We start from the raw sequence: 23187 nt of genomic DNA on the forward strand, positions 1-23187 counted from the left end.
GGTGGCTAACGAAACCGCCGCTCGCGCGCGGCGATCAGGTCGCCTCGCATCGCCAGGAAGCGGCAGGTCTCGTGCTGCGGCTTGAAGCCGAGACGGCGGTAGATCTTCAGCGCGGGAGCGTTCCGGCTTGAGACATTGAGCCAGCAGGGATGCTCGACCGACACGTCGTGCGCGGCCAGCACGCGATAGACCAGGAGCTGGCCGAGCCCGCGTCCCTGCCGCGCCGGGTCGACGGCGACCGACTCGATCCACATCGAGTTCTGCTCCGGCTCGGTCAGGCAGAAGCCCGACACCTGTCCATCCTCCGATGCGATCCAGACCTCGGTCTCGGTCAGGACCTGCGCCATCTCTTCCGGCGAGTACAGGCGGAACGCGGCGTCGGAGGCGTAGGCGGTGTTGTGGATCCGCGCGACCTGGCCGGCGCAGGCGGTGACGTCCGAGACCTGCTCGATGGTGGCGCGGGCGGCGGCGAGCGTGCGCGCGGGCTGCAACGGCTCGACGCACTTCATCCCGATCTCCGACTCGACATGAACAAAGCCGAAGGCGGCGACGAAGGCCATGCCGGCCGGCCAGTCGCTGCTCACCAGCGTCTGCACGGTGAGATTGGGGTCGGTGTCGATTGCCAGCACGTCGTCGACCAATGCGAGCCCGATCCGGCGCCGCCGCATCTCGGGCGTCACGACGATCTTGAGGAATCGGGAATGCCCTGCGCCCTGGTCGCGCAACGAGGACTCGGCAAGGCCGACAAGCCGCCCGTTCTGCTCGGCAACACGAAAGTCGCGGCCGCCGCGGTTCTGCGGCAGCTTCAGGAACTGGTCCCATTGCGACAGCGTGACAGGGCCTAGCCGCGGTTCCACCGCAGCTGCCTTTGCGTAAAGTGCGACCACCGCTTCCGCATCAGCCTCTCGAAGCGGCCGGATGGTGATGCCGTCATCCATGAGTCGGAAGCTTACCCGATATCGAGCCGATAGACATCCTTTGCCGTCTTCAAGAACAACGCCGTCTTCTCGGCTTCGCTATATTGTGATGCAAGCCGTTTAAAGGTGTTGAAGATGACCTGATAACTGCATTGCCCCTTATCAGGTGGGAAGTTGCTCTCGAACATGCAACGGTTGGGGCCGAACGCGTCGATGCAGGTCTCCACATAAGGCCGCCAGGCGGCGGCGAGTTCCTCCGACGACGGCGGGCGGGGGCGGAGGTGGAAGTCATAGCCAAGCAGGCACATCGCCAGCCCGCCGAGCTTGACCACGACGTTGGGGCATCTGGCGATCTCCTGGATCGACGCCCTCCAGACCGGAAAGGTCTCCGCCCGCTTGCCGGCGAAGCGGCCGGTGCCGACCGGGCCGCCGCAATGGTCGAGCACGATCCTTGTGTCGGGGAAGGCGCGGGCGAGGTCGGTGAGCTCGCCGATCTGCGGATGGAACAGCCAGGCGTCGAAGCTGAGGCCGAGCGGCGCCAGACAGGCAAAACCCTTGCGGAAGGTGGAATCGAGGAGGATGCCCTTCGGCCGGCTGGCGTACATATGGGCGACGTTAGGGGCCTCGTCCCAGGCCGAGGAGTGGCGGATGCCGCGGAACCGGCCGTTGCCGGCTGATATCTCCGCCTCCAGCACCGCCTTGGCCTGGTCGCCGAGCAGAAGGTTGACGTGGCTGACGATGCCGGCGCAGATCGCCGCCTTGCCGTAGCCGCCGCTCGCCGCCATCGCCGCGACGCCGTTGGCGAACTCGACCTCGCCGACCGGGCGGAACGCCTCCGGGCCGTCGGCGCGGTACATCGACCGGCAGTCGACATAGACGGTCGCGACGATGTTGTGGCCGGAAGCGATGTCGTCGCGCATCTCCTCGATCAGGTAGCGCAGGCCGCCGCGATCCCAGAGATGGTGATGCGGATCGACGATCGGCCTGTTCGGATCGATGATCTCCTCGGTGTATTGGGCGAGCCAGTCTTCGCGCGGATTGGCATAGAGCCCGCTGGCGGAGGCGGGTAACGTGCTGGCCATCGATTTTCACTCCCGTTGGTTTTGCTTCTTCTTGAACAGAGATCTCACACCCCGTCGAGGATGATCACCGTCGGTGCCGCCGGCAGGGTGTCGCGGGAAATCCGCAAGGTGCGCTCGCCGCCGCGGCGGTCGATCTCGAACTGCTGGCCGATCAGGCGCATGAACTCGTCGAGCGGGGTGGCGAAGCGGTGCATCGGCAGCACCACCGATGCACGCAGCCGCCTGGTGATCTCGGAGATGCCGTCGAGCGACATCGTATAGGTGCCGTCGATCGGCACCATCACGATGTCGAGCCGGCCGATCGCCGCGAACTGGCTGTCGTCGAGCCTGACATGGAGGTGGCCGAGATGGCCGATGCAGAGGCCGGCGACCTCGAAGATGAAAATCGAATTGCCGTCCTTGATCATCTCGCCGCCGGGGTCCTCCCCCCAATAGCGGCGGATGTCGGTCGTGACGTTGCGGATATAGACGTCGCCGATCCGCTCCGCGTAATGCGCGGCCTGGCCGTTCTCGCCCCAGCCGTGCAGCACGTGGGCAATGCCGGGATCGGGGAACAGCGTGTAATGCGTCGCATGCGCCCGGTTCATGGTCGCGACGTCGGGCAGCCGTCCGGTCTGATAGACGCCGTTGTAGTCGGTCGCGATCCGGACGCCACCAGGCGTGTCGATGTAGTAGGTGGAATGGCCGGCATAGGTGATGGCGACCTCCTCGGTTTTGGCCGCGACGCGCCGGTAGCTCACGGGGGTAGCGCGCAGTGGCGCGTTGGCCATCGCGAGGCATTCGCTGCGCCGGGCGTCCTGCGCGAAGGCATGGCCGGTCAATGATCCCAGCAAGACCAACGCGGCGAGCAATCTCAGCATGACCTGTTCCGCCTTCGGCGACATCCGCCGAGGCGAGACTACCGCGCAATTGGCGCGCCGTCATGATGAGGCCGGCGCATCGCTCCACGGCGCTGACTGCAACACGATCCAGGCGATTCCGGCGCCGGGACGCGCTACCATGCCGCGCACACAACCGAGATCAGGGAGTTATGCGTGACCGACACTGCCTCCTCGCCGCGCGCGCCTTCGACCAAGCGGCTCGAACCGTTGCGCCATGTCCCCGCAGGCGTGCTCAACATCGCCTATTACGAGGGCGGCCCGGCGGATGGTCCGGTGGTGTTGCTGATGCACGGCTTTCCCTATGACATCCATTCCTTTGTCGACGTCGCGCCTATCCTGGCCGCGCAAGGCTGCCGGGTCGTCGTGCCCTATCTACGCGGCTACGGCCCGACGATGTTCCGAGATAAGGCGACGCCGCGTTCGGGCGAGCAGGCCGCGGTCGGCGCCGACATGATGGCGCTGATGGATGCGCTCGGCATCGAGCGCGCGGTATTCGCCGGCTATGATTGGGGCGGCCGCGCCGCATCGATCGGTGCGGCGCTGTGGCCGGAACGCTGCCTCGGACTGGTCTGCACCAATGGCTACATGATCCAGGACATTGCGCACGCGATGGTGCCGGCGCCGCCGGAGCGCGAGGTCCCGCTCTGGTATCAGTACTATTTCCAGCTCGAGCGCGGCCGCGCCGGCCTTGCCGCCAACCGGCGCGGCATCGCAAGGATCCTGTGGTCGCAATGGTCGCCGAGCTGGACGTTCGACGAGACCTGCTTCGAGCGGACCGCGATCGCGTTCGACAATCCCGATTATGTCGACGTCGTGATCCACAGCTATCGGCATCGCTATGGCGTCGTCGAAGGCGACCCGCAATACGCGGATGTGCAGCGGCGGCTCGATACATTGCCTGTGATCACCGTCCCCGCCATCTCACTCGACGGCGCCGACGACGGCGTGACGTTCGTCAGCGACGGCAGTCGCACCGCCGCAAAATACACATGCCGCCTGGCCTATCGCGCAATTCCGGGCGCCGGTCACAACGTGCCGCAGGAAGCGCCGGAGGCGTTTGCAGCGGCGGTGATGGAAGTGATGAAGGCGTAGCTCGGTTTCAGCGCTGCCGCGGGCTGATCTTCCAGGCGATCGTGAGCGTCAGCAGGGTCATGATGCCGCTGACGAGCGCGGCCGCCGGGATCGTCAGCGCCAGCGCCGCGGTTGCGGCCCAGCCGATCGAGGAAAAAGGCTTCGGCGAAGGTCGCAATGCGGGAGGAAGTCTGGCGCCGGCGGAACTGGCTGCGCTTGGCCTGTGCGCGGAACCAGAGCTGGACAGCGGCGGCGGATGCGGTCGCAATCAGGATCGCGATCGCCGTGACCACGGCCTGCGCCAGCGAGGCGAACGCCAGCGCGGCCACCAGCGGCGTGAACACCACCGCGATTGCGATCAGCACCACCTCGATCTTGGCGCGGGTCACGCGTGACGGCGGCAGCGGCGCGGTCGCCACCAGATCGGGCGCGTCCTCGCCCGAAATGGTCAGCCAGGCAAGTCCGCCGGCAAGCTGGCCTGCGGCCATCACGATAACAGGCGTGATCAGCACGATCGCGGTCGATGTGCCGGAGAAGCTGCGCCAGAGCATCAGCACGGGCGGCAGCAGATAGAGCATCTGCATCAGACTCTGCGACAGCAGCCATGGATCGCGGCGCAGCAGCACGAACTCCTTGCGCCGCAGCGCCTGTTGCCGCGAGCCGGGGCGGAACGCGCGGGCGCGCCCCCGCGTGACCGCAGCCGGATTGGCGGCGACGCTTGCGACCGTGTCGGCGAAGCGCGGCGCGAAGGCCGCCATCACGACGCCGAGCAGCACGAGGCTTGCCGCGAGCAGCAGCATCATGATGTCGAGATCGCCGAGCGATGCGCGCGCCGGCCACCACAGCAGGCTGTCAAGCGCGGGGGCGATGTGTGCCGCGGTATCCGAAGTCAAAAAGGCAAAGCGCGACAACGTGCCGTAGGACAGCACGGCCACGACCTGCAGCGCAATGACAAAACCCGCGCCGATGACCGCGGAGACGACCTGCGCCACCAGCCGGGTCCGGATCGGCCCGATCAGGCGAAACAGGAAGGCGGTGACGGCAATTGCGGTGGCGGCCGCCGACAGTCCGATCGCAAGCACGACGCCGAAGCCGGCGAGCCAGCGCGGGCCGCCGAGATACACCAGGACGTCGATGAACGGCGTCGACAGCAACAGCGCCATGCTGCTCACCGTCAGCGCGATCGCGACGATCCGGATCGAGAAGATGTTGGTGAGCTTGGCCGGCGACGACATGATCAGATCGAGATCGGCGCGGGCATAGAACACGCGCGTCACCGATTCGATCGCCTGCGACAGCATCAGCGCCCAGGCCAGGAAGACTGTCGCGGTCAGCACGATCAGCGACGACGGATCGAGCGGAAACCTCAAGTCGGCATAGCGATTGACCACGGCATAGGCCGGCAGATGCAGGATCGCGGCGAAGACCACAAGTCCGATCACGGCGCGATTGCGCCTTCGCCGGCCGCCGGTCATCATCGCCAGCCATTCGCGCCACGCCAGGCGGAATTCGTGGCGGGCGAACCAGCTGAGATGGGCGACCGAGCTCACGCGGCCGCCGCTTCGGTATCGACCAGCGCGATGAACATGTCCTCGAGCGTGGTGTCGTTGCGGCCGTTCTGCTCGCGCAGTTCATTGAGCGTGCCCTCGGCGATCAGCCTGCCGGCCGCGATCACGCCGATGCGGTCGGCCATGCGCTCGGCGACTTCGAGGATGTGGGTCGTCATGATCACGGTGCAGCCGGTGCGGACGCGCTCCTGCAACAGACCCTTGACGTGGCGCGCCGACAGCGCGTCGAGGCCGGTCAGCGGCTCGTCGAGGATGATCAGGCGGGGTTCGTGCACCAGCGCGCCGGCGAGCGCCACCTTCTGGCGCATGCCCTTGGAGAAGCCCTCGCAGCGCTCGTTGAGATGCGGCTCGAGCCCGAGCGACACCAGGAGCTCGCGCGCCGACTTTTCCGAGGTGCGGGGATCGATGCCCCACAGGCCGGCGACGAATTCGAGATATTCCAGCGGCGTCAGCTTGTCATAGATCATCGGCTCGTCGGACACCCAGGCCATGATCTGCTTGGCTGCGACCGGATCGGCCAGCGCATCGATGCCGAGGATCGACACCGAGCCGGCATCCGGACGCAGCAAACCTGCCACCATGCGCAGCGTCGTGGTCTTGCCGGCGCCGTTCGGCCCGAGCAGCGCATAGAACTCCCCAACCCGGATGGTGAGATCGAGCGCATCGACCGCCGGGCGATCAAAACGCTTGGTTAACCCTCGCAGGGCGAGTGCGGGCAGTTGCGATGTCATGATGCGGTGGCGATCCGGGATTTCGCTCGTCGGTTGCGCAAACTTGGACAAAAACCGTTTCGGTGCAGTGAATCGCACGGGGCAAATCGCAGGCGATATCCGTATTACCCCGTGCTGCGGGCAATCTTCGCAAATGTGATGATACAGCCGGATCAGCGGTTTGTTGACAGGGATCGGGCGTTTTGGCTCAATCGGGGCGGACATAGCGGCTTTCAGCGCTTCCGACACAAGGGCGTGAAGGCGGGATGCGACGAGCGATCGGATAAGAATCGCCGGGCATCGGGGAGGGAACGATGCTGGACTTTGTTCAGCAGCTCGTCAGCGGCATCGCGCTCGGCTGCGTTTACGGCCTGATCGCGCTCGGCTTCGTGCTGGTCTACAAGGCAACCGAGGTCGTCAACTTCGCGCAGGGCGATTTGATGATGCTGGGCGGCTTTTTCGCCTTCACCTTCATTGGCATGCTCGGGCTGAACTACTGGGTCGGCTTCGCCGGCGCGGTGATCTGCATGGCGTTGTTCGGCATGCTGGCCGAACGGGTCGTTGTGCGGCCGATCCTCGGCTATCCGCAATTCTCCATCATCATGGCGACGATCGGGCTCGGCTATTTCCTGCGCTCGGTGGCCGGCATGATCTGGGGGACCGACGACTTCAAGATCGAGACGCCGTTCAGCCAGGGCGTGTTGCGGATCGGCAGCCTGGTACTCGCCTATGACAAGCTGTCGGTGATCGCGGCGACCATCATCCTGTGCGCGCTGCTCTATCTGTTCTTCAACCGCACCACGCTCGGTACCGCGATGCGGGCCAGCTCCGAGAACATGCTGGCTGCCTATTACATGGGCATCCCGGTCAAGCGCGTGGTCTCGATCGTCTGGGCGATCTCGGCGGCGGTCGCGACCTGCGCCGGCGTGCTGCTGGCGCCGATCACCTTCATCCATTCCAATGTCGGGCTGGTGCTGGGGCTGAAGGCGTTTCCGGCCGCGGTGCTCGGCGGCTTCGGCTCGATCCCGGGCGCGGTGGTCGGCGGCGTGTTGATCGGTGTGATCGAGAGCATGGCCGGCTTCTATTTGCCGCAGGGATGGAAGGACGTCGCGCCCTACATCGTGCTGCTCGCGGTGTTGCTGCTCAAGCCCGAAGGCCTGTTCGGCCTTCACGTCCGCAAGAAGGTTTGAGGAGGACGCATGCGGTTTCTCTTCAAGACCGATTACGAAGACGACATCAGGCTGCTCCCGCATTCCGGCTACGTCTATTCCTACGGCCTGTTGCTCGTGGTGCTGCTGATCGCGCCCTACGTGCTCTCTAGCTATCTGATGAGCCAGCTGGTCTTCGTCTGCATCTATGCGACCGTCGGCGTCGGGCTGATGATCCTGACCGGCTTCACCGGACAGGCCTCGCTCGGCCACGCCGCGTTTCTGGCGATCGGCGCCTACACTGCGGCCTATCTGCAGCAATTCAACGTGCCGTTTCCGGTCTATTTCCTCGCCGCGGGGCTGTTGACCGGCGTGGTCGGCGCGCTGGTCGGGTTTCCGGCGCTGCGGCTGCAGGGCATCTATCTCGTGATCGCGACGATCTCGTTTGCGTTCATCGTCGAGGAAATCCTGGCGCGCTGGGAAAGCGTGACCCATGGCAATGAGGGCATGCGGGTCAAGACCATGCAGCTGTTCGGCACCACGGTGTCGCGCGACGGCCCGACGTTCTATTATCTCTGTCTCGCTGTGCTGGTGCTGACCATCGTCGGCACGCTCAATCTGCTGCGCTCGCCGACCGGCCGCGCCTTTGTCGCGATCCGCGACAGCGAGACCGCGGCGCGCAGCATGGGCATCAATGTCGCGCTCTACAAGGTGAAGTCGTTTGCGATCTCGGCTGCCATCACCGGCTTCGCCGGCGTGCTGTTCGCGCACAAGCTGTCCTTCATCTCGCCCGAGATGTTCACGCTGCAGCTCTCAATCGAGTTCATCATCGTGATCCTGATCGGCGGCACATTCAGCCTGCACGGCGCGGTGCTGGGCGCGATCTTCCTGGTCATGATCGACCCGTTCCTGACCTATCTGAAGGACGACATGCCCGGCGTGATCGGCGGCGTCGCGGCGACGCTGGGTGCCGGCCCCGAGCGCGCGGGACATATCCAGGATGCGGTCGCAGCCTTCGCCTCGGCCAACGGGCTGAAGGGCGCGATCTACGGCATCATCATCGTGGTGTTCGTCCTCTTCGAACCCTTGGGACTTTACGGCCGCTGGCTCAAGATCAAGCTCTTCTTCCAGCTGTTCCCGCTGTACAAGCGCGCGACCTTCAAGCGGCAGAAGATTTATGTGAAATCGGAGCGGAATCGATGAGCTATTTCCGCGCCGAGAACCTGTCGCTGCATTTCGGTGGCCTCAAGGCGGTCGACGCCGTCAGCTTCGCGGTCGAGAAGGGCGAGATACTGTCGATCATCGGGCCCAACGGCGCCGGCAAGAGCTCGATCTTCAATTTGATCTCGCGGATCTATCCGCCGACGTCGGGCAAGATCTTCTTCGAGGACCAGGACATCACCCAGCAGCCGGCCTACGACGTCGCCAGGCTCGGGATCGCGCGCACCTTCCAGAACATCGAGCTGTTCGAGAATGCGACGGTGCTGAGCAATCTGCTGGTCGGCCGGCATCGGCATTCCACCACCCAGCTCTGGCAGGAACTGTTATTCTTGCCGAGCGTCCGCGTGGGCGAAAAGGCGCATCGCCGCCGGGTCGAGCAGGTGATCGAATTCCTCGATCTCGAGCCTTACCGCGACAAGCTGATCTCGGGGCTGCCCTACGGCGTGCGCAAGGTGATCGAGCTGGCGCGCGCGCTGTGCTCGGAGCCGAAGCTGATCCTGCTCGACGAGCCGTCGTCGGGCCTCAACGTCGAGGAGACCGACGACATGTCGTTCTGGATCCGCGACATGAAGAGCGAGCTCGGGATCACCGTGCTGATGGTCGAGCACGACATGACGCTGGTCAACCGCGTCTCCGACCGCGTGATCGCGCTGAACTACGGCCGCGTGCTGGCGATGGGCTCGCCGTCCGAGGTGCAGCACCATCCCGACGTCGTCGCCGCGTATTTGGGCGCGTGAGGATGATGGCATGAGCACGCCGGACATCATCCTGAAGCTCTCCAACGTCGAAAGCTATTATGGGCCGATCATGGCGATCCGCGGCATCAGCCTCGAGGTGCCGCGCGGCCGGATCGTGACGCTGCTCGGCGCCAACGGCGCCGGCAAGACCACGGTGCTGAAGACGATCTCCGGCATCCTCGACCCGCAAAAGGGCTCGATCGAATTTTTGGGCAAGCCGATCCAGCGCATGGAGGCCGACCGGATCGTGCGGCTCGGCCTCAGCCATGTGCCGGAGGGGCGCGAGGTGTTTCCGTTCCTGTCGGTGCGCGAGAACCTGATGATGGGGGCCTATCTGCGCAAGGACCGCGACGGAGTGGCGCAGGACCTCGAGCGCGTCTACGGCTATTTTCCACGGCTGAGGGAGCGGCTCGGCCAGCCGGCCGGACAGCTTTCCGGCGGCGAGCAGCAGATGCTGGCGATCGGGCGCGCGTTGATGAACCGGCCGACGCTGCTGCTGCTGGACGAGCCGTCGCTTGGGCTGTCACCGATCCTGGTGAAGGAGATCTTCACCATCATCCGCAGGGTCAACGAGGAGCAGGGCATGTCGATCCTGCTGGTCGAGCAGAATGCCAAGATCGCGCTGGAGACCGCGCATTACGGCTATGTGCTGGAGATCGGCCGGGTCGTGATGAACGACACCTGCGAGCGGCTGATGAATTCACCCGATATCCAGGAGTTCTATCTCGGCGCCAAGGAAGCCGGCGCGCGGGGCGAGCGGCGCTGGAAAAAGAAGAAGACGTGGCGTTAGGAGGACTTGGCGTTGATGAGCGTCGACGAAAGTCGGCGCTGCGTTGCGCGAGGGTTGGAGCTAGATTTCAGGCCTGTTTCGCCAACAAGACCGGCACAACAACCCGGCGCGCGAGACAGGCGGCAGAGGAGGGAGCGCGCATGGCAGGACCAGCGGTGCTGACGGTTGCCGACACGATCGCGCGGAGCTTTCTGCTCGCGGTGCAAACGCGTGGCGACAGGCCCGCGATCCGCGAGAAGAAGTTCGGCATCTGGCAGCCGACCAGCTGGCGCGAATGGCTGCAAACCTCCAGGGACATCGCCTTCGGCCTGCACGCGACCGGCTTTCGCCCCGGCGACGTGGCCTCGATCATCGCCAACGCGGTGCCGGAATGGGTGTATGCCGACATGGGCATCCTGTGCGCCGGCGGCGTCTCGTCCGGCATCTATCCGACCGATTCGGCGGCGCAGGTCGAATACCTCGTCAATGACTCACGCACGCGCGTCATCTTCGTCGAGGACGAGGAGCAACTCGACAAGGTGCTGGCCTGCCGGTCGCGCTGTCCGACCCTGGAGAAGGTCATCGTGTTCGACATGGAGGGGCTTTCCGGCTTCTCCGATCCGATGGTGCTGTCGCTCGCCGAATTCACCGCACTCGGCCGCAACCATGCGCAGGGCAATGACGCGCTGTGGGACGAGATGACCGGCAGCCGCACCGCGTCCGATCTCGCGATCCTGGTCTACACCTCGGGGACGACGGGCCCGCCCAAGGGCGCGATGCATTCCAACCGCAGCGTGACGCACCAGATGCGCCACGCCAACGATCTCTATCCCTCGACCGACAGCGAGGAGCGGCTGGTATTCCTGCCGCTTTGCCACGTCGCCGAGCGGGTCGGCGGCTATTACATCTCGCTCGCGCTCGGCTCGGTGATGAATTTCGCCGAGAGCCCGGAAACGGTGCCGGACAATCTGCGCGAGGTGCAGCCGACCGCGTTCCTCGCGGTGCCGCGGATCTGGGAGAAGTTCTATTCCGGCATCACCATCGCGCTGAAGGACGCGACCCCGTTCCAGAACTGGATGTATGCCCGCGCGCTTTCGATCGGCAACCGGATGACCGAGTATCGATTGGAAGGCGCGCCGCCGCCGCTGTCGCTGCGGCTTGCCAACCGCGCCGCCTACTGGCTGGTGTTCCGCAACATCCGCCGCATGCTCGGGCTCGACCGCTGCCGGATCGCGTTGACCGGCGCGGCGCCGATCTCGCCGGATCTGATCCGCTGGTACCTCGCGCTCGGCATCGACATGCGCGAGGTCTACGGCCAGACCGAGAATTGCGGAGTCGCGACCATGATGCCGGCGGACCGCATCAAGCTCGGCTCGGTCGGCAAGGCCGTGCCCTGGGGCGAGGTGATGATCTGCCCGAAGGGCGAGATCCTGATCAAGGGCGACTTCCTGTTCATGGGCTATCTCAACCAGCCGGAGAAGACCGCCGAGACGATCGACGCCAAGGGCTGGCTGCACACCGGCGACGTCGGCGCGATCGACAATGAAGGCTATGTCAGGATCACCGACCGGATGAAGGACATCATCATCACCTCCGGCGGCAAGAACGTCACGCCGTCCGAGATCGAAAACCAGCTGAAGTTCTCGCCCTATGTCTCGGATGCGGTCGTGATCGGCGACAAGCGGCCGTATCTCACCTGCCTGATCATGATCGATCAGGAGAATGTCGAGAAATACGCCCAGGACCAGGACATCCCGTTCACCAATTACGCGAGCCTGTGCCGCGCCCGCGAGATCCAGGACCTGATCCAGCGCGAGGTCGAGGCGGTCAACGCGAAATTCGCGCGGGTCGAAACCATCAAGAAGTTCTATCTGATCGAGCGCCAGCTGACGCCCGAGGACGAGGAGCTGACGCCGACCATGAAGCTGAAGCGCAGCTTCGTGAACAAGCGCTACGCGGCCGAGATCGACGCCATGTATGGCGCGCGGGCGGTGGCATAGCCGAAGCAGGAAAAGGCGAAGGAGCGAGCCGGCCCTACCCTTCGCTCACCATGGGCCCTTGTTGAGGAGGAGACTGCAATGTCGAAATCGCTGAAGGCGCTGGGCCTTGCGGTGAGCGCGCTGGCGCTGACCTGTCTGCCGGCCGCAGCCCAGACCAAGGTCACCAATGAAGGCATCTCGCCGACCGAGATCGTGATCGGAACGCATCAGGATCTGTCCGGCCCGATCAAGGTCTGGGGCGTGCCGGTGTCGAACGGCATGAAGATGGCGGTCGAGGAAATCAACGCCGGCGGCGGCATCAACGGCCGCAAGATCAAGATGATTTTGGAGGACAACGGCTACGACCCGAAGAAGGCCGTGCTGGCCTCGCAGAAGATGGTCGAGCGCGACAAGGTGTTCGCGATGATCGGCCCGATGGGCTCGCCGACCGTGCTCGCCGCACAAGACATCCTGTTCGACGCCGGCGTGCTGCAGCTGTTTCCGCTGACCGCCGCCGAATTCACCTTCAAATTCGATCCCGCCAAGCCGCAGGAGCGGTTGAAGTTCAACAACCTGCTGCCCTATGTCGAGAGCACGCGCGCCGCGCTCAAATACATGATGGAGTGGAAGAACTTCAAGAAGCCCTGCATCATGCATCAGGACGACGAGTACGGCAAAAACGTGCTCGACGGCTTCACCCAGCAGCTCGCTGCGATGAAGGTGCAGCCGGCTTCGGTCACGAGCTACAAGCGCGGCGCTTCCGACTTCTCGGCGCAGGTCGCCAAGATGAAGTCCGACGGCTGCGACCTCGTCGTGCTCGGCACCGTGATCCGCGAGACCATCGGTGCGATGAATGAGGCGAAGAAGCTCGGCTGGGACGTCACTTTCCTCGGCGCCACGCCGACCAACGTGCTCGAAGTGCCGGCGCTCGGCAAGGACGCCGTCGAAGGGCTCTATGCGGCGTCAGGCTTCGAGATTCCCTATGAGGACACCTCCAAGGGCAAGGTGAAGGACTGGCTGGTCAACTACAAGAAGATGTTCAACTCCGACGCCAATACGCAGGCGATCATCGGCTACAATGCGGTGATGACCTTCGCCTTCTATGCGCAGAAGGCGGGCAAGGATCTCACCGGCCAGAAGATGCTGGACGCGCTGGAGTCAGGCGACAAGTTCCTCGACATTTTCAGCTCGCCGCCGACCAAATTCTCCAAGACCGATCATCTGGCCAACACCATCACCCAGGTGCAGCAGGTCAAGGGCGGCCGCTGGGTGCTGGTGAAGGACAATTTGATGTTCTGAGCAGAACAGAACTCCGTCATTGCGAGCGCAAGCGAAGCAATCCATATCCCCGCGAGCGGAAACATGGATTGCTTCGTCGCTTCGCTCCTCGCAATGACGGTCCATGGTGGCGGTGACTCGTGCTCGGAGAGCGAACCGAATGCCGGTCAATTCACCGCCCCGCCGGCCGCCATGCGGCCTCGCTGACGAGCGGCGCATCGACGTAGCGGCTGACGCCGTTCTGGTCGATTACGAAGGTCGGCCGGAAGCTCCTGAGGTCGCTGTCCTCGATCATCGCCATGCGGCGGTTGTCGAGCGTCAGCCAGTGGCCGTCGAGCCGTGCCGCGACCACGGCATGGTCCTCGCCGCCGAGCAGGTCGTGCATGACGACGATGCGCAGATCCTCGGGCGCGACGCCGGCCTTGGCGAGCGCCACGAATTTCGCGATCGCATAGTCCTCGCAATCGCCGCTGCCGCGGGCGAAGGTGGCAAGCGGGGTCACCCAGACGTCGGGCTCGCCATAGGTCGCCAGATCATTGCCTGGGCGGATCGCCAGGTTGATGGCGCGGTTGATCTCACCGAGCCGGGCACGGCCATGATGCGCCCGTCCGGCGTCGACGATCGCCAGGAACCGCCGCGCCTCCGGCGATGCGCAACCGGCGCGGTCGCTCTCGCAGGCGGCCAGCTGCACCAATTCGTCGGCGAGCTGGCGCTGTACGCCGAGCCATTTGTCGTGCAGGCCGCCGTCGGCAAGCAGGCTGGTCGACAGGCCGAACGGCTCGGCCGACTTCCTGAGCAGCGATGCCGGGCCGGGCGACAGCAGCGAGGCGGCATTGAGCTCGGCCATTGGCGCAGCCAGGGCCAGGCCAATGCCCAACATCACGGCGCGCGGTGCGAACGAGCGAAGCGACAGTCCCATGTGACACCCCCTGTCCGCTCATCGGCGGGTGGACACTACACCGCACACGCGACCGGATCGTTTCATGCGCGAGCATGGCCAACGATCCCTTCGAATCGACTTAAGATGTGGGGAATCCCGCCAGCAGGCTGAAGGGCGCCTGCCCGGGGTCCCGAAAACTTTACCGGTTTGTGAAACGAACCGGCGAACCTTTTTCCACTGCGAAACGCCTCATCCTTGCCTTCTGGTTAACCCGGCCAGTCCGCGCGCAGGATAGCTGCGATTTGTAAGCTAAGTCACAGCTTTAGCCGGAAAAATCGGGTCAAATGCCCGCTCGGGGCTGTGGGGAAATAAAGGCAAGTAGAGAAATGCCAATCAATACCACGAATACGTGGCTCAGTACGCATCTTGGCTCGAATCCTATCTCATGGTACCGTCAGTCAAGTTCTGACTACACGACTCTTCTGAGAGTGAGCCAAGTCACACCCGCTGAAACGGCGCGACCAGCACACCTTGCGAAAGCAAAGGATGGTTTCGCCAAGCTTTATCCGATGATATGCAGGCGTAATCATTCGGATACTTTACCAATATTAACCCTCATGCGGTGATCCGCAGTGAACTTTGTTGGGAAATTCGACGGCCATTCGCCGAGCGCGGACCCTTATGTCCGCGGATCGGCATACGTCGAAAGCGTTACCTCGCATGCTCCGCCTGGCGCGATCACGGTCGACGACGGGCAATTGCTGTTCACCGGCGACTTCAAGCGGACCGGGCTCGATCTCGTCATCTCGAAGGACGATCGGGAACTCGTCCTGCACGACTACTTCAAGGGCGAGAAACGCGCGGCCCTGGCGTCGCCTGAAGGCGCGCATCTCACCGGCGACCTCGTCAACGCGCTCACCGGCTACACCCAATATGCCCAGGCCGGCGGCGCAGCGGAGCCCGCCAAGGTCATCGGCCATGTCACCAAGCTGACGGGCAGCGCCACCGCCGTTCGCAACGGCGTCGCCATCGTCCTGAACCAGGGCGACAACGTCAACAAGGGCGACGTGGTGCAGTCGGGCAGCGACTCGACGCTCGGCATCACCTTCATCGACGGCACCGTGTTCGGTCTCGGGCCGAACGCCAAGATGGTGCTGAACGAAATGATCTACGACCCGAACGGGTCGAGCAATTCGTCGCTGATGAGCCTCGTCTCGGGCACCATCTCGTTCGTGGCCGGCGCGACCGCCAAGCATGGCGACATGAAGGTCGATACGCCGGTCGCGACCATGGGCATTCGCGGCACCGCCGTGCTGGTCGAGATCGATTTCGACGTGCAGGGCTCGGGTGGCGTGCCGCCCGCCAAGTTCCAGGTGCTGGTCGAGCCTGACGGCACCACCGGCTCCTACATCCTGTTCGATAAGACGACGCTCAATCCGATCGCGACCGTCGATCAGGCCGGCACCCAGACCATCGTCAACGGCCAGGGCAGCGTCAGCTTCGTCTCGTCGGCGCAACTGTCGGCCGATGCGCAGAAGCTGATCTCGGACGTCTTCGCGCTGAAGTTTACCGACAACAACAATCCCAACACCAAGCTCACGACGAACTTCACCGACAGCGTCGTCCCGGTCACGACCAGCCTCAAATTCGCGACCGGCGACGTGATCCTGCCGACAAGCTTCCTGCTGGCCTTGACCGGCAATGCCGGGCCACAGGCCCCGTCAGCCAAGACTGACCACGCCCCCGGTGCGCCGCACGTCGTGACGCAGAACGGGACGTTCACTGAACTGGCCGGGCAGACCCATAGCGAGCAGTTCGATACGGCGACCGGCCAGATCACATGGGTCGACGTCAATCTCGGCGACAGGCCGACGGCCGCGGTCAATTTCAGCGCGTTCAGCTATCGCGACGCCGGTGGCAACGATGTCACCTCGTCGCTGACGGCGGCGCAACTGGCGGCGATCCAGGCGGTCGAGATCCCGTTGCAGCTCGATCCCAATCCGCTGAACACCAATTTCGGCTCGGCGACCTGGACCTACAGCGTTGCCGACGGTGCCTTCGACTTCCTGGCCGCCGGCGAGACCCTGACGCTGACCTATCTGGTGCGCGTCGACAACAACTACGCGCCGAGCAACGAGACCGCGTTCACGACCATCACCATCACGATCACCGGCACCAACGACACGCCGGTGGTGACGTCCGCGGCGCAGGCAGGCGTGATCACCGAGCTGCCATGGACGACGAACTCCGCCACGCCTGATACCGCGCACGGCACGCTGACCTTCACCGATGCTGATCTGACCGACGCGCACACGGTCACCATCACCGGCGTCACCGAGGCCGGCGTCACCACGGGCCTTGCCAGCCACGCCACCGTGCTGAGCTGGCTGTCGCTGGGCGCGCTCACCGATTCGACCGATGGCGTCACGGGATCGCGCGCCTGGACGTTCTCTGCGGGCGACAGGAGTTTCGACTATCTCGCCGCGGGCGAGACGCTGACGCTGACCTATACGGTCGAGATCGACGATCATCATGGCGGGGTCGTCACGCTTCCGGTCACCATCACCATCGTCGGCACCGATGACAGGCCGGTGATCACGTCGCCGACCCAGGTGGCGGCCATCACCGAGGCCGAAGGGGTGACCGGTTCGCTGATGCCGGATACCGCGTCCGGCACCGTGACCTTCACCGATGTCGACCTCAGCGACACCCACAGCGTCACCGTGGCCGGTGTCACCGAAACCGGCGTCACCACGGGGCTGCCCGATCAGGCCACGATCCTGAGCTGGCTGTCACTCGGCGCGCTGACGGATTCGACCGGCGGCGTCACCGGATCCAGCCACTGGACCTTCTCGGCCGCCGACGCGAATTTCGATTATCTCGCGGCTGGCGAGAAGCTGACACTGACCTACCTGATCCAGGTCGACGATCATCATGGCGGCATCGTCACCCAGCCCGTCACGATCACCATCACCGGCACCAACGACGTCCCGACCTTCACGTCGGAGCCGCCGACCGCGACGGTCGACGAGCAACCCGACACGACCGGTTCATCGACGCCGGACATGGCGGCCGGCGTGGTGGGGTTTGCTGATGTCGATCTCAGCGACACCCACACCGTATCCATCACCGGCGTGAGCGAATCCGGAACCACCACGGGCCTGCCCGAGGACGAGTCGACGGTCCTGAACTGGCTCTCGCTGGGGACGCTGACCGATTCGACCGGCCATGTGACGGGATCGCAGGCCTGGACCTTCTCGGCCGCGGACAAGAGTTTCGATTATCTCGCCGCGGGCGAGACGCTGACGCTGACCTACATGATCCAGGTCGACGACCACCATGGCGGCGTGATCAGCGAACCGGTGACGATCACGGTTGTCGGCAGCAACGACACGCCGGTCGTCACCTCCGAGGCACAGGTAGCCACCATTCCCGAGCAGCCCGACACGACAGGGTCATCCAAGCTGGATACCGCGTCGGGCGCGGTGACGTTCACTGATGCGGATCTCAGCGACACCCACACGATGAGCATCACCGCTGTGGCCGAAACCGGCGCGACCGGGGGCCTGCCCGAGGACCCGTCCACCATCCTGAACTGGCTGTCGCTGGGCACGTTGACGGACGCGACCGGCGGGGTGACCGGATCGTCCAGCTGGACGTTCTCGGCCGCCGACCAGAACTTCGATTACCTTGCCGTCGGCGAGACGCTGACGCTGACCTACACGATCCAGATCGACGATCATCATGGCGGCGTCGTCACCACGCCGGTGACGATCACGATCACTGGCGCCAACGACGCGCCGACGCTCGCCGACGTCAATGCCGGCACGCTGACCGATACCGCGGCCTACGACACGTTCAGCCCGCTGACCGGCACGCTCCATGGCCACGACGTCGACGATGGTGAGACCGCGACGCTGACCTATGCCGCCCTCAATTCGGACCATGTCGCGGTCAATTCGGCGATCAGCGGCCTCTACGGTTCGCTCACGGTCAATGCGGATGGCAGCTACAGCTATGTCCCCAATGACGCCGCGATCAACGCGTTGGCCAAGGGCACCTATGCCGACACGTTCACTGTCGAGACCATCGATGCGCATGGCGCGACCGGGACGGCGACGCTGACGGTCGATGTCGTCGGCGCCAACGATGCGCCGGTGATCCATGCCGACAACATCAGCATCACGGACAATTCCAACGGCACCGAAACGATCTCCGGCCTGACCGTCACGGACGTCGATGCCGGCGCCAACGAGAACTTCACCCTGGCGGCCGCGACCAACCCCGGTTCGGGCAGCAGCGTGACGCCGCCGTCGCAAACCGGCCATCTCTCGGATATCAACACCGCGCTCGGGTCGCCGGGTCTTGTCTACAACCCCGGCCAGACGCCGCCAGCGACCGACAAGATCGCGCTCTCCGTGACCGACGGCAGCGGCGCGAGCGATACGGTCAATCTGATTTTCAACGTCCAGCAAGATTCGTCCCAGCCGGTGACGCTGACCGGCACCAGCGACAAGGACGTGTTCTTCGGATCGGGCTATCAGGACAAGTTCGTGTTTGCGTCGAACTTCAATCACGACACGATCCTGAACTTCACGCCGGGCCAGGACCAGATCGACCTGTCCACAATCGTCTCGACGAGCACCTTCGGCAGCTGGTTCGATCAGCATGTGACGACATCCCCGACGAATTCGGCGGATACGCTGATCACGATTGACGGTGCGGACACCATCACGTTGCACAACATCGCGAAGGCGAGCCTGTCCCAGAACGACTTCATCATTAGTTATACGTGACAAGCGCCAGCCTCCCGAAAAGCCAGCCAATTCCCGCATTGCGCAACGTCTGCTCGATTGGAACAATCGTCCGCGCGTGATATCCAGACGGCATGAAACGGCTGAAGGCGATACGACGGTGGTTCGCACGGCGCTTCGGTTATGCGCGGCTGGCCTGCGTGGCGCTGCTGATCGGCATTGCCGCGCTGCGGATCGTTGATCCCGCTCCGGTTCAGGAGCTTCGCGTCAGGACGTTCGACACATTCCAGGTGATCGAGCCCCGCCAGAAAACCGCACGGCCCGTCACCATCGTCGATATCGACGAGAGGAGCCTCGCCGATCCCCGGCTCGGGCAATGGCCCTGGCCGCGGACGCGACTCGCCGACATCGTCATCAATCTCACCCGGCTCGGTGCCGTGGTGATCGCGTTCGACGCGGTGTTCTCCGAGCCGGACCGTCTCAACCCGGATATCGCGGCCGATACGTTCAGCAATCTTGACGAGGAGATGCGTGCCAGGCTGCGGCAGCTGCCCAGCAACGACAGCATCTTCGCCGAGGCGATCAAGAACTCGCGCGTGGTGCTCGGCGAATCCGGCGGGCCCAATGTGCGCGCCGACCTCAACGAAAAGCTGCCGGTGACCGGGCTTGCGATGCTGGGCGAGGAGCCGCAGCGCTTCATGTTCCAGTTTCCGGGATTGTTGCGCAACGTGCCGATGCTCGAGGAGGCCGCGGCCGGACGAGGCCTGTTCACGATCAGGCCGGAACGCGACGGCATCGTCAGGCGGGTGCCGATGATGATGGTCGCGCAGGGCATCACCATGCCGTCGCTGACATTCGAAATGCTGCGGGTGGCGGGCGGCTCCGGCACCATCCTGATCAAGGCCGACAAGGGCGGCATCCAGAGCCTCGGCATCAAGGGCTTTGCGATCCCGACCGATCTCTACGGCCAGCTCTGGATCCACTACGCCCGCCGTGACCCTTCGATCTATGTCTCGGCCGTCGATGTGCTGGATGGCCGGGTCGCGCCGGACCGGATCGCCGGCAAGCTGATCCTGATCGGCACCTCCTCGGTCGGGTTGAACGACATCAAGACCACGCCGGTGACGCCGGCCATGCCCGGCGTCGAGGTTCATGCCCAGGTGCTGGAGAGCGCGCTGACCGGCGACGTGGTTTCGCAGCCGAGCTACGGTATTGCGATCGAATTCCTCGCCGCGATGATCATGGGGCTCCTGGTCATCGCCTTCGCGCCGAAGTTCGGGCCGATCACGCTGGTCGTCGTCGGCGGAATGTTCGCCTCGGTGCTGACCGGCACGTCCTGGTATTTCTACGCCCAGCACCGGCTGCTGATCGATTTCACCTATCCGCTGATGTCGACCACGGCGATCTACCTGACGCTGATCTTCTCCGCCTTCGTGCGCGAACAGCAGCAGCGCCGGCAGATCCGGTCGCAGTTCGTGCAGTACATGTCGCCCGCGCTGGTCGAGCAGCTGGCGCAGTCGCCGGAGCGGCTGGTGCTCGGCGGCGAGGAGCGCGAGATGACCATCATGTTCTCGGACATGCGCGGCTTCACCTCGATCTCGGAGACCTACAAGAGCGATCCGCAAGGCCTCACGGCGCTGATGAACCGTTTCCTGACGCCGCTGTCGAATGCGATCCTCGCCCGCAAGGGCACCATCGACAAATACATGGGCGACGCCATCATGGCGTTCTGGAATGCGCCGCTTGACGACAAGCAGCATCAGCTCAACGCCTGCGAGGCGGCGCTCGACATGCTGGAGCGCGTCGACGACCTCAACCGGGCGCGCGAGCGCGAGGCCAAGGACGGCGGCCACGTCTATGTGCCGCTCAACATCGGCGTCGGCCTCAACACCGGCACCTGCGTGGTCGGCAACATGGGCTCCGACGTGCGCTTCGACTATTCTGTGTTCGGCGACAGCGTCAATCTGGCCTCGCGGCTGGAGGGCCAGTCCAAGGAATACGGTTTCCCGATCATCGTGGGATCGAAGACCGCGCTGGCGGTGAAGGAGAAGTTCGCGATCCTCGAGCTCGACTTCATCATGGTCAAGGGCAAGAAGGAGCCCGAGGTGATCTACGCGATCGCCGGCCGCGAGGACGTGGCGAATTCCGGCCGCTTCCAGCGGCTGCGCAACCTGACCATCGAGATGCTCGCCTGCTACCGCGGCCGCGACTGGGACGGCGCGCTCGCCGCGATCGAGCGCGGCCGCAAGACCGACGATGCCCGGGCGCTGCAGTCGCTCTACAATCTCTACGAGGCGCGCATCCGCAATTTCGAGAAGTACCCGCCGCCGCCCGACTGGAACGGCGCGTTCGCGTTGACGACGAAGTAGTCGCCGCACATTCAGATTGCAGGGTGGGCAAAGCGCAGCGTGCCCACCACACCTTGCGCTGCTCGCGATGGTGGGCACGGCGCTTGCGCGCCTTTGCCCACCCTACGATCTCTTACTCCACCCCGATCTGCGTCAGATCCTGGAACCAGTGCTGCGCCTGCACGAAGGTCTTGACCTTCGGCGACAGCGCGTGCGGATTGGTGTCGTGCACCACCCACACCAGCGCGGCATCGTCGACGATCAGCGCATGCGCCTGCGCCAGCAGCGCATCCTGCTTGGCGGTATCAAAGGTCTGCTTGGCTTCGTCGATCAGCGCATCGACCTTCGGGTTCTTGTAGCCGCCCCAGTTGACGCCGGTCGGCGCCACCTGGCCGGAATGGAAGAACCGCACGATGGCGTAGAGCGGATCCGAGGTGACATAGGCGATGTTGTTGGCGGTGATGCCGGCGTTCATCTCGTCGGCAGCACCCTTGCGCCAGTGCGAATACAACGTCTCGAGCTCGACCACCTTGAAGTCGATATCGATGCCGATCTCCTTGAAGCTCTGTTGCAGGAACTCGTTCATCGGCAGCGACAGCATCTGCCCGGTGCCGCCCTGGGCGATGATGAAGGTGGTCTTCAGCGGCTTGTCCTTGGAATAGCCGGCTTCCTCGACCAGCTTCTTCGCGGCCGCGAGGTCGTACTTCAATTCGAAGGTCGGTTTGCCGAACCATGGGCTCGACGGATCGACCTGGCCCTTGGCGGGCTTGGCGAGGCCGTTCATCAGGCCGACCACGGCGTCGCGGTCGATCGCGAGGTTGAGCGCCTTGCGCAGGCGGATGTCGGTCCAGGGCGAGCCCGGCAGCACGCTCAGATGATAATTCCAGACATGCGGGGTCACGTTGTCGACGATCCGCATGCCGGCGGCCTTGAGCTGCGGCACGGCATCGGGCGCCGGCGTCTCGATCAAATCGACCTGTCCGGCCAGCAGCGCATTGGTGCGGGTCAGCGCTTCCGGCATCGGGATCAGGATCAGCTTGTCGACCTTCGCCAGTCGCTTCTTGTCCCAATAGTCCGGGTTCTTGGTCAGCTCGGCGAGCTCGCGCGGCACCAGCTTGGTCAGCTTGAACGGGCCGGTGCCGGAGGGCTGGCTGGCGAACTTGTCCCAGTCCTTGCCGAGCTTCTCATATTGCGCGGGGCTCGAGACCAGGAACCAGAGCATCTGGTAGGGGAAGAAGGAATCGACCGTCTTGGTGGTGATCTCGACGGTGAAGTCGTCGATCTTGGCGTAGCTCGCAACCGAGGGCAGGCGGGTCTTGACCTGGGCGCTCTGCCGCTTGTCAAACTGCGGCGCCTTGTCGTTCAGCACCTTGTCGAGATTCCAGATCACGGCGTCGGCGTTGAAGTCGCTGCCGTCGTGGAATTTCACGCCTCTGCGCAGCGTGAAGCGCCATTTGGTCTTGTCGGTGTCGTCGACCTTCCATTCGGTCGCAAGCCCGGGCACCAGCTTGCCGGGCCGGTCGGCCACGTCCATCTCCCAGGCGACCAGCGGATCGTAGATCGTGTAGGCCGTGAACTGATAGGCGCCGGCGCCGCGATCCGGCTGGCCGGTCGTCAGCGGAATATCGGCCATCGAAATGCCGTAGCGCACAATGGACTCCGCCCGCGCCGACAAGGCCGGCCAGCCCGCGGTCAGGGCAAGCGCCATTGCCGCCATCAGGATCGAATTGCGCGCACGCATATTGAAGGCTCCGTTGGTGGGAAGTCGGAGCCAAAAACTTGCAAGCATGATGCCAGAATAGGCACTCTTGCCCCGTCTTAGCCGAAGGTGGGAAGAATTGACG

Annotated in this window: 15 protein-coding genes and 1 pseudogene; 9 read left to right on the forward strand and 7 right to left on the reverse strand. The window is 64.4% G+C overall.

Annotation, left to right across the window (positions count from 1 at the left end):
• Nucleotides 1-5 precede the first annotated feature (5 nt).
• The 3 genes from ACVW17_RS10630 to ACVW17_RS10640 are packed head-to-tail and all read right to left on the reverse strand — an operon-like array spanning nt 6 to nt 2859.
• Nucleotides 6-938, reverse strand: a complete 933-nt coding sequence (locus ACVW17_RS10630) for a GNAT family N-acetyltransferase (RefSeq protein ID WP_456751840.1) — start codon at nt 936-938, stop codon at nt 6-8.
• A gap of 11 nt (nt 939-949) precedes the next feature.
• On the reverse strand, nt 950-1999 hold the full coding sequence (locus tag ACVW17_RS10635) for an amidohydrolase family protein (protein WP_456797094.1): 1050 nt from the start codon (nt 1997-1999) through the stop codon (nt 950-952).
• Nucleotides 2000-2043: 44 nt separating this feature from the next.
• Entirely contained in the window at nt 2044-2859 is an 816-nt protein-coding gene (locus ACVW17_RS10640) for an MBL fold metallo-hydrolase (protein WP_456797095.1), read from the reverse strand.
• Nucleotides 2860-3033: 174 nt separating this feature from the next.
• Between ACVW17_RS10640 and ACVW17_RS10645 the strand changes: the two genes are divergently transcribed.
• Nucleotides 3034-3972 (forward strand): alpha/beta fold hydrolase, encoded by a 939-nt coding sequence (locus tag ACVW17_RS10645; protein WP_456751843.1) that lies wholly within the window; start codon nt 3034-3036, stop codon nt 3970-3972.
• 7 nt (nt 3973-3979) lie between these two features.
• Here ACVW17_RS10645 and ACVW17_RS10650 read toward each other — a convergent pair.
• Both ACVW17_RS10650 and ACVW17_RS10655 read right to left on the reverse strand, forming a co-directional pair.
• Nucleotides 3980-5501: pseudogene (locus tag ACVW17_RS10650) on the reverse strand (permease).
• Nucleotides 5498-6250 carry an ABC transporter ATP-binding protein gene (locus tag ACVW17_RS10655; protein WP_456751845.1) on the reverse strand — a complete coding sequence of 251 codons (753 nt, stop codon included), beginning with the start codon at nt 6248-6250 and terminating at the stop codon, nt 5498-5500. The pseudogene ACVW17_RS10650 and the gene ACVW17_RS10655 overlap by 4 nt, the downstream one beginning before the upstream one ends.
• 293 nt (nt 6251-6543) lie before the next feature.
• Between ACVW17_RS10655 and ACVW17_RS10660 the strand changes: the two genes are divergently transcribed.
• From ACVW17_RS10660 to ACVW17_RS10685, 6 genes are all read left to right on the forward strand, one after another.
• Entirely contained in the window at nt 6544-7419 is an 876-nt protein-coding gene (locus ACVW17_RS10660; RefSeq protein ID WP_050423026.1) for a branched-chain amino acid ABC transporter permease, read from the forward strand.
• A gap of 9 nt (nt 7420-7428) precedes the next feature.
• Nucleotides 7429-8580 carry a branched-chain amino acid ABC transporter permease gene (locus ACVW17_RS10665; protein WP_456797096.1) on the forward strand — a complete coding sequence of 384 codons (1152 nt, stop codon included), beginning with the start codon at nt 7429-7431 and terminating at the stop codon, nt 8578-8580.
• Nucleotides 8577-9335 carry an ABC transporter ATP-binding protein gene (locus ACVW17_RS10670; protein ID WP_456797097.1) on the forward strand — a complete coding sequence of 253 codons (759 nt, stop codon included), beginning with the start codon at nt 8577-8579 and terminating at the stop codon, nt 9333-9335. Before ACVW17_RS10665 ends, ACVW17_RS10670 begins: the two co-directional genes overlap by 4 nt.
• A 10-nt stretch (nt 9336-9345) precedes the next feature.
• Nucleotides 9346-10125, forward strand: a complete 780-nt coding sequence (locus ACVW17_RS10675) for an ABC transporter ATP-binding protein (RefSeq protein WP_456751848.1) — start codon at nt 9346-9348, stop codon at nt 10123-10125.
• 140 nt (nt 10126-10265) lie between these two features.
• A complete protein-coding gene (locus tag ACVW17_RS10680; protein ID WP_456797098.1) occupies nt 10266-12104 on the forward strand; it encodes an AMP-dependent synthetase/ligase in 1839 nt (612 codons plus the stop codon).
• A gap of 78 nt (nt 12105-12182) precedes the next feature.
• Nucleotides 12183-13382: an ABC transporter substrate-binding protein gene (locus ACVW17_RS10685; RefSeq protein ID WP_456751850.1), complete on the forward strand. Its 1200-nt coding sequence runs from the start codon at nt 12183-12185 to the stop codon at nt 13380-13382.
• 151 nt (nt 13383-13533) lie between these two features.
• Here the strand turns inward: ACVW17_RS10685 and ACVW17_RS10690 are convergent, their stop codons facing one another.
• The gene (locus ACVW17_RS10690) at nt 13534-14280 is read right to left on the reverse strand and encodes a transglutaminase-like cysteine peptidase (RefSeq protein WP_456751851.1); all 747 of its coding nucleotides are present in this window, start codon (nt 14278-14280) and stop codon (nt 13534-13536) included.
• Between the two features lie 593 nt (nt 14281-14873).
• Here ACVW17_RS10690 and ACVW17_RS10695 point away from each other — a divergent pair.
• Together ACVW17_RS10695 and ACVW17_RS10700 are read left to right on the forward strand one after the other, a co-directional pair.
• On the forward strand, nt 14874-19037 hold the full coding sequence (locus ACVW17_RS10695) for a VCBS domain-containing protein (protein ID WP_456751852.1): 4164 nt from the start codon (nt 14874-14876) through the stop codon (nt 19035-19037).
• Between the two features lie 92 nt (nt 19038-19129).
• The gene (locus ACVW17_RS10700) at nt 19130-21364 is read left to right on the forward strand and encodes a CHASE2 domain-containing protein (protein ID WP_456797099.1); all 2235 of its coding nucleotides are present in this window, start codon (nt 19130-19132) and stop codon (nt 21362-21364) included.
• A gap of 112 nt (nt 21365-21476) precedes the next feature.
• Here the strand turns inward: ACVW17_RS10700 and ACVW17_RS10705 are convergent, their stop codons facing one another.
• On the reverse strand, nt 21477-23084 hold the full coding sequence (locus ACVW17_RS10705; protein WP_456751854.1) for an ABC transporter substrate-binding protein: 1608 nt from the start codon (nt 23082-23084) through the stop codon (nt 21477-21479).
• Nucleotides 23085-23187: the final 103 nt, after the last annotated feature.

It is taken from the genome of Bradyrhizobium sp. USDA 4473 (assembly GCF_054063335.1).

Bases quoted from the DNA above. Each gene is read 5' to 3' on its own strand.
- ACVW17_RS10630 (WP_456751840.1), bottom strand. From the start codon at position 938: ATGGATGACGGCATCACCATCCGGCCGCTTCGAGAGGCTGATGCGGAA.
- ACVW17_RS10635 (WP_456797094.1), bottom strand. From the start codon at position 1,999: ATGGCCAGCACGTTACCCGCCTCCGCCAGCGGGCTCTATGCCAATCCG.
- ACVW17_RS10640 (WP_456797095.1), bottom strand. From the start codon at position 2,859: ATGCTGAGATTGCTCGCCGCGTTGGTCTTGCTGGGATCATTGACCGGC.
- ACVW17_RS10655 (WP_456751845.1), bottom strand. From the start codon at position 6,250: ATGACATCGCAACTGCCCGCACTCGCCCTGCGAGGGTTAACCAAGCGT.
- ACVW17_RS10660 (WP_050423026.1), top strand. From the start codon at position 6,544: ATGCTGGACTTTGTTCAGCAGCTCGTCAGCGGCATCGCGCTCGGCTGC.
- ACVW17_RS10665 (WP_456797096.1), top strand. From the start codon at position 7,429: ATGCGGTTTCTCTTCAAGACCGATTACGAAGACGACATCAGGCTGCTC.
- ACVW17_RS10670 (WP_456797097.1), top strand. From the start codon at position 8,577: ATGAGCTATTTCCGCGCCGAGAACCTGTCGCTGCATTTCGGTGGCCTC.
- ACVW17_RS10675 (WP_456751848.1), top strand. From the start codon at position 9,346: ATGAGCACGCCGGACATCATCCTGAAGCTCTCCAACGTCGAAAGCTAT.
- ACVW17_RS10680 (WP_456797098.1), top strand. From the start codon at position 10,266: ATGGCAGGACCAGCGGTGCTGACGGTTGCCGACACGATCGCGCGGAGC.
- ACVW17_RS10685 (WP_456751850.1), top strand. From the start codon at position 12,183: ATGTCGAAATCGCTGAAGGCGCTGGGCCTTGCGGTGAGCGCGCTGGCG.
- ACVW17_RS10690 (WP_456751851.1), bottom strand. From the start codon at position 14,280: ATGGGACTGTCGCTTCGCTCGTTCGCACCGCGCGCCGTGATGTTGGGC.
- ACVW17_RS10700 (WP_456797099.1), top strand. From the start codon at position 19,130: ATGAAACGGCTGAAGGCGATACGACGGTGGTTCGCACGGCGCTTCGGT.
- ACVW17_RS10705 (WP_456751854.1), bottom strand. From the start codon at position 23,084: ATGCGTGCGCGCAATTCGATCCTGATGGCGGCAATGGCGCTTGCCCTG.